General features: G+C 45.8%; 4 protein-coding genes. All 4 read left to right on the top strand.

Annotated features, from left to right (window positions below; all coding sequences use genetic code 11):
* The first annotated feature begins 50 nt into the window (after positions 1 to 50).
* Positions 51 to 305, top strand: coding sequence for a 30S ribosomal protein S16 (gene rpsP / locus IKL48_00225; protein ID MBR3603116.1), 255 nt, complete (start codon positions 51 to 53; stop codon positions 303 to 305).
* 5 nt (positions 306 to 310) lie between these two features.
* On the top strand, positions 311 to 541 hold the full coding sequence (locus IKL48_00220; GenBank protein MBR3603115.1) for a KH domain-containing protein: 231 nt from the start codon (positions 311 to 313) through the stop codon (positions 539 to 541).
* Positions 541 to 1,275, top strand: a complete 735-nt coding sequence (gene trmD / locus IKL48_00215) for a tRNA (guanosine(37)-N1)-methyltransferase TrmD (protein ID MBR3603114.1) — start codon at positions 541 to 543, stop codon at positions 1,273 to 1,275. The genes IKL48_00220 and trmD overlap by 1 nt, the downstream gene beginning before the upstream one ends.
* Positions 1,276 to 1,298: 23 nt before the next feature.
* A partial coding sequence (gene rplS, locus IKL48_00210) for a 50S ribosomal protein L19 (protein MBR3603113.1) occupies positions 1,299 to 1,549 on the top strand: 251 nt, incomplete at its 3' end.

Genomic DNA, 1,549 nt, shown 5'->3' with positions numbered 1-1,549 from the left:
ATTTAATTACACCGCCTTGTAAAAGGCGAATAATAAGGAGAAGTTAACACATGGCAGTCGTCATTAGATTACAAAGAGTGGGTAAAAAATCCCATCCGCAATACAGAGTCGTAGCGATTGAAAAGAAAACCGCCGTCGGTTCTGAAGCTAAAGAAGTATTGGGTATCTATCACCCTTGCAACAAAGAAACCGCTGAACAGGTCAAATTGGACATGGCTCGCGTAAACCATTGGATTAAAAATGGTGCCAAACCGTCTGAAACGGTAGCCAGCTTGATCAAAAAAGCCGAAGCCGCCGCTAAATAAGTTTTATGAAAGAGTTAGCCACTATCCTTCTCAAATCGCTCTCCGCTAATCCGGACAATGTGGTGGTAGAAGAAAAAATTGAGAATACGAAGGTTTACCTGACTACCAAAGTATCTGCAGAAGATAAAGGTAAAGTCATTGGTAAAGACGGCTGTATCATTAAAGCTGTACGTACGGTGCTTAGCGCCGCAGCAGCAAAAAAGAACGTGAAAGTCACGCTCAAATTGGAAGACTAATGCTGAAGGTAGACGTCGTCACCGCTTTTGCCGATATGATAGATGGTCCTTTGGGCCAGAGCATCGTAGGCAGAGCACGCAAAGCCGGTATTATAGAGCTTGGGTTTACCAACCCGCGCGATTTTACCGACGATAAGCACAAAACCTTAGACGACAGACCCTACGGGGGCGGACCCGGAATGCTGATGAAAGCAGAACCGCTCTACCAAGCTATTAAGAAACTTCGCAAAAAAAACTCGGTGGTTATTTTGACAAGTCCGCGCGGACAGAAGTTCACGCAGAGCTTAGCTAAAGAACTAGCCAAAAAGAAACACCTGATTTTCGTTTGCGGACATTATGAGGGGATAGACGAGCGCGTGTATCCCGAAATGGACATGGAAGTATCGCTGGGGGACTTTATTCTCACCGGCGGCGAACTGGCAGCGGCTGTGATGATAGATGCAATCACGCGGCTCGTGCCGGGGACTTTCAAAAAACAAGATGTGACTGTTTCCGAATCGTTTGAGGAAGGGCTTTTGGAAGCCCCGCAGTACACCCGGCCCGAGGTGTGGCGCGGTAAAAAAGTGCCCGAGATCCTTTTAAGCGGTCACCACGCAGAAATGGAAAAGTGGAAAAGGGAACAAGCGCTGGAATTAACCAAAAAATATAGACCCGATTTGCTAACAACCTCTCAGGCAAAAAAGGCCACAACGAAAAAGGGTGTCAAAAAGACCCCAAAAAAAACAACGAAATGAATTTTCGGAGGAAGTAAAAAGTTATGAACATCAACGAAATTAAACACAATCTTAAAACCGATATTCCGTCCTTCAAATCCGGTGATACGGTGCGCGTAAAAGTAAAAGTAGTAGAAGGCGACAATGAAAGAGTGCAAGCTTTTGACGGCGTAGTTATTGCCCGCAAAGGCAGCGGCATCAGCGAAACTTTCACCGTACGCAAAACCTCTTTCGGTATCGGTGTGGAAAGAATTTTCCCCTTGCATTCCCCCCGCGTGGAAAGCATTGAAGTATT

It is taken from the genome of Elusimicrobiaceae bacterium, assembly GCA_017520185.1.
Classification (GTDB): Bacteria; Elusimicrobiota; Elusimicrobia; order Elusimicrobiales; family Elusimicrobiaceae; genus Avelusimicrobium.
Note: the sequence above shows the minus strand (reverse complement) of the source record. Positions and strands in the feature narration are given on the sequence as shown.